A 6,907-nucleotide genomic window follows, 5' to 3' on the forward strand; every position below is an offset into this window, starting at 1 on the left:
CGCATTCGACGCGACGCCGTCGGACGGATGAAGGGACGAGACATGACCTGGCCGTACACGACGAGAAACGAACGCAAGGCCATCGCGGTGATCGGAACCGGAATCTCCGGACTCTCCGCCGCCTGGCTGCTCGCGAAGGGCCACGACGTCACCGTCTACGAGGCCGACGATCGCATCGGCGGCCATTCGAACACGGTCGAGATCGACATCGCCGGTCGGAGCATCGCGGTCGACACCGGCTTCATCGTCTACAACGAGCCCTGCTATCCGAACCTCTCCGCCCTCTTCGCCCATCTCGGCGTCGAGACGGCGGCGACAGACATGTCCTTCGCCGTGTCGATCGATCGCGGTCGGCTCGAATACGCCGGCTCCGACCTCGCCGGCCTCTTCGCCCAACCGACGAATCTACTGAAGCCGCGCTTCTGGTCGATGATGTCGGATCTCCTGCGCTTCTACCGCGAAGCGCCGCGGGATCTGGCGACGATGGGCGACGTCTCGCTGGCGGATTGGCTCGATGCCCACCGCTACGGCCGCGCCTTCCGCGAGGACCATCTCTATCCGATGGCCGCCGCGATCTGGTCGACGCCGTCGGCCGAGGTCGGCGACTACCCGGCCGCCGCCTTCGTCCGCTTCTGCGAGAACCACGGCCTGCTGCGCCTGACCGGCCGTCCCGTGTGGCGCACCGTGAAGGGCGGCAGCCGCGAATACGTCGCGCGTCTGACGGCCTCCTTCCGCGATCGCATCCTGACCTCGACCCCGGTCGTGTCGGTGCGTCGCGACGCGGCCGGTGTCGAAGTGGTCGACGCGACCGGCGCGCGGCGGCGTTTCGACGACGTGGTGATCGCCACCCATGCCGATCGCGCGCTCGGCCTCCTCGCCGACGCGAGCGCCGAGGAACGGCGGCTCCTCGCCGCCTTCCACTATTCGCGCAACGAGGCGGTGCTGCATTCCGACGCGAGGCTCATGCCGCAGCGCCGCGCCGCCTGGGCGAGCTGGAACTACCTTTCGGACGCGCGTGACGGCGATCGCGCGCTCTCCGTCACCTATTGGATGAACCGGCTCCAATCCCTGGGCGAGACGCGCGAGCTCTTCGTCACGCTCAATCCCCTCCGCGAGCCCGATCCGGCGCTCGTCCACACCCGGATCGCCTACGACCACCCCCTCTTCGACGCCGCGACTGGTCGGGCGCAGCCGGAGCTCTGGTCGCTGCAGGGGGTGAACCGGACCTGGTTCTGCGGCGCTCATTTCGGCGCCGGCTTCCACGAGGACGGGCTCCAGGCGGGCCTCGCCGTCGCCGAGGATCTCGGCGGACGCCGCCGTCCCTGGACCGTCGCGAACGACAGTGCCCGCATCCATCGCCTCCCGCTCGATCCCCGTTCGGACACACGGGAGGCGGCCGAATGACGCCCCCGTTCGCCTCCGCCCTCTATCCGGGCCATGTCATCCACCATCGCCTACGCCCACGCGAGCATCGCCTCGCCTACCGGGTCTGGTCGATGCTGCTCGATCTCGACGAGCTTCCCGAGCTCGACCGGCGCCTGCGGTTCTTCTCGGTCGACCGCTTCAATCTCGTCTCGTTCCACGCGCGCGATCGCGGCGACGGCACCGGCCGGGATCTGAGGGCCCAGGTCGAAAGCGCGATGCGTCGCGCCGGGATCGACCCCGACGGCGGGCCGATCCGGCTCTTCACCATGCCCCGTCTCCTCGGCTGGTCCTTCAATCCGCTGTCGATCTTCTTCTGCCACGCTCGCGACGGCCGCCTCGCGGCGATCCTCTGGGAGGTCGACAACACCTTCGGCGAGCGCCACGGCTATCTGATCCCGGTCGAGGAGACCGACGGCGGCGAGATCCGCCAGCGCTGCGACAAGGCGCTCCACGTCTCGCCCTTCATGGACATGGACCAGTCCTACGCCTTCCGGGTGAAGCCGCCGGCGGAATTCTTCTCGCTGGTGATCGACGTCCACGACGCCGAGGGGCGCATTCTCGGCGCCCGCCACCTCGCCCGACGGGAAGAACTCACCGATCGCGCGCTGCTGCGCCTCTTCTTCGCCGTCCCCTTCCTCACCCTCCGGGTCGTCGGCGGCATCCATTGGGAAGCGCTGAAGCTCTGGCTGAAGGGCGTGAAGCTGAGGTTCAAACCGCCGCCGCCCGAAACCGCGATCACCATCGTTTCTCCCCGAAAACCCAGAAAGGCAGCGTCATGAGCCATATCGACGAAACCACCATGACCGCCGCCGACGTCGCGGCACTGGCCGGAGAGGAGATCCGGGGCGTTCGCGCCCGCCTCTTCGACCGATTGCTCTCGGGACTCGCCGTCGGTCGGTTACGGGTGATCCTGCCCTCCGGCGAGAGCTTCGTCCGCGCCGGTCGCCTGACCGGACCCGAGGCGACGATCCAGATCCGGCGCTGGCGGACGCTGACGCGCATCCTGACCGGCGGCGACATCGGCTTCGCCGAAGGATACGTCGCCGGCGACTGGATCAGCCCCGACCCGGTCGCCGTCATCCGGCTCGCCGCCCGCAACACCGACGATTTGCGGCGCGCCGTGCGCGGTTCTCGCCTCTTCCGCTCGGTCGATCGACTGCGCCACCTCCTCAACGCCAACAGCCGGCGTGGCAGCCGGCGCAACATCGAGGCCCACTACGATCTCGGCAACGACTTCTATCGGCGCTGGCTCGACGGCACGATGCTCTATTCTTCGGCCCTCTGGGACGAGACGACACCGAGCCTCGAGGCGGCGCAGACGAAAAAGCTCGATCGCATCGCCGAGCTTCTCGCCCTCGACGGCGGTGAGAGCGTGCTCGAAATCGGCTGCGGCTGGGGAGCGCTCGCCGCGCATCTCGCCGAGGACCGCGCCGGACGCGTCACCGGCCTCACCCTGTCGCCGTCGCAACTCGCCTGGGCCCGCGACGTCGCTGCCGTACGCGGGCTCGCCGACCGAGTCGACTTGCGCCTCCAGGACTATCGCGACGTCGTCGAGACCTTCGACCGGGTCGTGTCGATCGAGATGTTCGAGGCCGTCGGCGAAGCTTGGTGGCCGACCTATTTCGAAACCCTCGCCCGCGCGCTGAACCCCGGCGGTCGCGCCGTGCTCCAGGTGATCTCGATCGCCGACGACCGCTACGAGGACTATCGCCGCGACACCGACTTCATTCAGAAGCACGTTTTCCCCGGTGGTTTCCTGCCCTCGAAATCCGCCTTCGCGGCGGCCGTCGCGGCGGCCGGACTGCGCCTCGAGGCGGCCGAGCATTTCGGCCTCTCCTATGCCGAGACGTTGGCCGAATGGCGTCGCCGCTTCCATGCCCGTTGGGAGGAGATCGCGCCCCTCGGCTTCGACGCGCGCTTTCGCCGCCTCTGGGACTACTACCTCGCCTATTGCGAGGCGGGCTTCCGCGAGGGCGCGATCGACGTCGGACTGTACACGCTGACCAAGTCGGAAACGGCGGCGGGAGGCCGGTCATGAACACGCGTCACGCCCATGCGGCGATCGCCGCCGCGACCGCCGCCGTCCTCCTCGCCCCTCCCCTGGGCTTCGCCGCCGCCGAGCCCTCGCCCTTCGGCCTGTGGGCACGCGGCGACGGCAACGCGCGGGTGCGGATCGCGCGCTGCGGCTCCGACATCTGCGCCGTCAACACCTGGATCCGCGAAGGGACCAAGGGCGAGAAGACCGGCGACAAGCTCGTCATGACGGTCGAACCGGCGGGCGCCGGCCGCTGGACCGGCACCGCCTTCGATCCCCAGCGCGATCTGAGCTACCGACTGACGATGACGGTCGGCGCCGCGTCGATGACGACGCGCGGCTGCATCGTCGTCGGCCTTCTCTGCAAGGAAATGGGTTGGACCCGCCTCGGCGGCGACTGACCCGACACGAGGACACCCCCATGAAGACGCTTCTGGTCGCCCACGGCGCCACGCTCGCAGCCTTCCTCGCGCTCGACGCGGTCTGGCTCTGGCGGATGGCGGACGCGCTCTACCGGCCGACGATGGGAGACCTGCTCCTCGACGGCTTTCGCATCGGCCCGGCTCTGATCTTCTATGGCGTCTACGTCGTCGGCCTCGTCCATTTCGGGGTGAAGCCGGGTTTGACCGGCGGGGCGATGGCGACGGTCGGCAACGCGGCCCTCTTCGGCCTCGTCGCCTACGCCACCTACGACCTGACCAATCAGGCGACGCTCAGGAACTGGTCGACGACGCTGACGCTCGCCGATCTCGCCTGGGGAACGTTCGTCTCGGCCGCCGCGGCGAGCGCCGGACGGCTGGTGACGCTGTGGCTCGCGCCCCCGGTCGCCTGATCGGCGGACGTGAGGGGGCCGGGCTTTCGCCGGACGAGGAGAATTTCGATGCACAAGGCCTTTTCGCTCGCAGCGCTGCTCGTCACCGCCGTCGCGCCCCCTGCCGAGGCCGCGACACGGACGCCGGCCGAGGCGTCGACCTCGGGGACCTCGTTCTTCGATTTCCTCATCCGCGAACCCGGCGTGCGCTTCGACGGCGGCATTCCCTACGGCCCCGACGCACGCCACCGCCTCGACGTCTTCGCCCCCGATCGCCTCTCGTCCGGCCCGATCGTTCTGTTTCTCTACGGCGGTGCCTGGACCAGCGGCGACCGCTCCACCTACGAATTCGTCGGCACCGCACTGGCGGCGCGCGGCATCACCACCGTGATCGCCGACTACCGCCTCTATCCGCAGGTGCGCTTCCCGACCTTCGTCGAGGACGCCGCCCGCGCCTACGGCTGGGTCGATCGCCATCTGGCGCGAACCGACGGCGGATTGCGGCCGATTTATCTGATGGGCCATTCCGCCGGCGCGCACATCGCCGCGCTCCTCACCGTCGATCGACGCTGGCTCGCCGCCGCCGCGCCGCGCGCCGCCGCGCCGCGCGCCGTCGCGCCCGCCGGCCTCGTCGGCCTCGCCGGCCCCTATGCCTTCGACCCGACCACCTGGGACACGACGGCGGCGATCTTCGCCTCCGTCGCCGGACGCGCCGACCGGGCGCGCCCCGCCCATCTGGTGCGGCGCAAGGGCCCGCCGACTCTCCTCCTCCACGGCGCCGACGATCGCACCGTCGGCCTCTTCAACACGAAGGAATTCGCCGAAGCGCTCACCGCCCGGGGCACTTCGGTCCATACGGTCGTCTATCCCGACATCGGTCACGTCGGCCTCGTCTCGGCGCTCGCCAAGCCTCTCCGTTGGCGTGCCGACGTCCTCGACGACGTCGTCGCCTTCGTCGAGCGGGGGGGCGAGCGTGAATCCCGTGCGCCGCGCGCCGAGATGCCGCCCGACCGACCGAAGATCCGAACCGCAGGTGATCCGTAGCGCCCGATCCTTCGTACTTGCCGATGGGAAGTGAGAGGCGATACCAACGATGGCGGTCATCACGGTCTTACGGAGAGGCGCGCGCTTGAGCGACACCCCGTCCACGCCGCGCGGCACGGACATCGATCCCGACGGTCCGGAGGCCTGGATTCTCGCCGTGGCATCGCGCCGCGATCGGGCCGCCTTCGCGCGTCTCCACGCCCATTTCGCGCCGCGTCTGATCACCGTGTTCGCGCGCGACGGACGGGGCGAGGCGGAGGAACTCGCGCAGGAGACCCTGCTCGCCGTCTGGCGCAAGGCCGAGCTCTTCGATCCGGTGAAGGCGAGCGCCGCGACCTGGATCTTCACCATCGCCCGCAACCTGCGTATCGACGCCCTGCGCCGCGCCGGGAGCGTCCGTTTCGTCGCCGCCGACGATCACGACGAGATCGACGAGAGCCCGGACGGCGAAACCATCGTTCTCGACGGCGAGCGCGACGCCCGCGTCCGCGCGGCCGTCGCCGCTCTGCCGGCCGAACAGGCCGAGGTGGTGCACTTGACCTATTTCACCGAAAAGACACAGGCCGAGATCGCCCGCGACCTCGCCATCCCACTCGGGACCGTGAAGTCACGGCTGAGGCTCGCTGCCAATCGTCTGCGCAATCTTCTGGAGATCGACCGATGACCGCTCGTCATCACCCGTCCGACGAGACCCTGATGGCCTGGGCCGCCGGAACGTTTCCGGCCGGGCCGCGTCTCGTGGTGGCGATCCATCTCGATGGATGCCGTCGGTGCCGCGACACCGTCGCCGGCTTCGAGGCGATCGGCGGCGCCCTGCTGGAGGCGGCCGAGCCGGCGCCGATGGCGACGGGCGCCTTCGACGCGCTGATGGCGCGGATCGACGCCGAGAACGCCGCGCCCGAGGCATCCACCGGAAACCGCACACCCATTCGCCCCACCGTCTCGAACGTTCCCACGACGCCCGACGGGCTCGCCCTTCCGCCCCGTCTCGCACACCACACCGTCGGGCGCTGGCGGAGCCTCGGTCGGGCCCTGAGCTGGTCACGGGTCGAGGTGGCCGGCGCGCCGGACGCGAACGTCATCCTGCTGCGCATCCCCGCCGCCGGCGCCGCCCCACGTCACGGCCACACCGGCCGCGAATTCACGCAAGTACTCGTCGGCGGCTTCACCGACGGACGCGACGCCTATGTCGCGGGCGATTTCGACGAAGCCGACGAGACCGTCGACCACCGGCCGCTCGTCGACGTCGACGGCGAATGCATCTGCGTCGCGGCGGTCGAAGGCCGCCTCCGCATCCACGGCATCGGACGGTTGCTGCAGCCGTTCGTCGGCTTATGATACCAACCTCATGAAGTCCTGATCTGTTTGAGGTATGGGTAGTCGGTGAGACTGGCGACGCGGCCTTTGTCGGCGAGCAGGTCGTTCCACGCCCTTACACAGGCATCGACGATCGCCGGAACGTCGGTGACGTGCTCCCCATTTTCCTGCCGGTCATAAGTTTGGTCCGGCGGTGATCTGGCCCTGATCGGACCGGGTGGCGAACACCGACGGCGCGAGGCCGCCGAGGCTCGAATGGGGGCGGAGGGTGTTGT

The 6,907-nt window shown here is 69.5% G+C and carries 8 protein-coding genes; all 8 read left to right on the top strand.

Going from position 1 to position 6,907, the window contains the following annotated elements; translation table 11 throughout:
• The first annotated feature begins 42 nt into the window (after nucleotides 1–42).
• The 8 genes from J3S89_RS07320 (at nucleotide 43) to J3S89_RS07355 (ending at nucleotide 6,653) form a co-directional block, all read left to right on the top strand.
• Nucleotides 43–1,404 carry an NAD(P)/FAD-dependent oxidoreductase gene (locus J3S89_RS07320; RefSeq protein ID WP_217926805.1) on the top strand — a complete coding sequence of 454 codons (1,362 nt, stop codon included), beginning with the start codon at nucleotides 43–45 and terminating at the stop codon, nucleotides 1,402–1,404.
• Nucleotides 1,401–2,204 (top strand): DUF1365 domain-containing protein, encoded by an 804-nt coding sequence (locus J3S89_RS07325; protein ID WP_217926806.1) that lies wholly within the window; start codon nucleotides 1,401–1,403, stop codon nucleotides 2,202–2,204. Before J3S89_RS07320 ends, J3S89_RS07325 begins: the two co-directional genes overlap by 4 nt.
• 20 nt (nucleotides 2,205–2,224) lie before the next feature.
• Entirely contained in the window at nucleotides 2,225–3,463 is a 1,239-nt protein-coding gene (locus tag J3S89_RS07330) for an SAM-dependent methyltransferase (protein ID WP_217926850.1), read from the top strand.
• Nucleotides 3,460–3,861 carry a DUF2147 domain-containing protein gene (locus tag J3S89_RS07335; RefSeq protein WP_217926807.1) on the top strand — a complete coding sequence of 134 codons (402 nt, stop codon included), beginning with the start codon at nucleotides 3,460–3,462 and terminating at the stop codon, nucleotides 3,859–3,861. The genes J3S89_RS07330 and J3S89_RS07335 overlap by 4 nt, the downstream gene beginning before the upstream one ends.
• 20 nt (nucleotides 3,862–3,881) lie before the next feature.
• Complete coding sequence (locus J3S89_RS07340) at nucleotides 3,882–4,292, top strand: DUF2177 family protein (RefSeq protein WP_217926808.1); 411 nt, start codon at nucleotides 3,882–3,884, stop codon at nucleotides 4,290–4,292.
• Nucleotides 4,293–4,340: 48 nt separating this feature from the next.
• Complete coding sequence (locus tag J3S89_RS07345; RefSeq protein WP_217926809.1) at nucleotides 4,341–5,315, top strand: alpha/beta hydrolase; 975 nt, start codon at nucleotides 4,341–4,343, stop codon at nucleotides 5,313–5,315.
• Between the two features lie 85 nt (nucleotides 5,316–5,400).
• Nucleotides 5,401–5,979: a sigma-70 family RNA polymerase sigma factor gene (locus J3S89_RS07350; protein ID WP_230489238.1), complete on the top strand. Its 579-nt coding sequence runs from the start codon at nucleotides 5,401–5,403 to the stop codon at nucleotides 5,977–5,979.
• Complete coding sequence (locus tag J3S89_RS07355) at nucleotides 5,976–6,653, top strand: ChrR family anti-sigma-E factor (protein WP_217926811.1); 678 nt, start codon at nucleotides 5,976–5,978, stop codon at nucleotides 6,651–6,653. The genes J3S89_RS07350 and J3S89_RS07355 overlap by 4 nt, the downstream gene beginning before the upstream one ends.
• The last annotated feature ends 254 nt before the right edge of the window (nucleotides 6,654–6,907 follow it).

The sequence above is a fragment of the Pinisolibacter aquiterrae genome, from assembly GCF_019160155.1.
Lineage (GTDB): Bacteria > Pseudomonadota > Alphaproteobacteria > Rhizobiales > Ancalomicrobiaceae > Pinisolibacter > Pinisolibacter aquiterrae.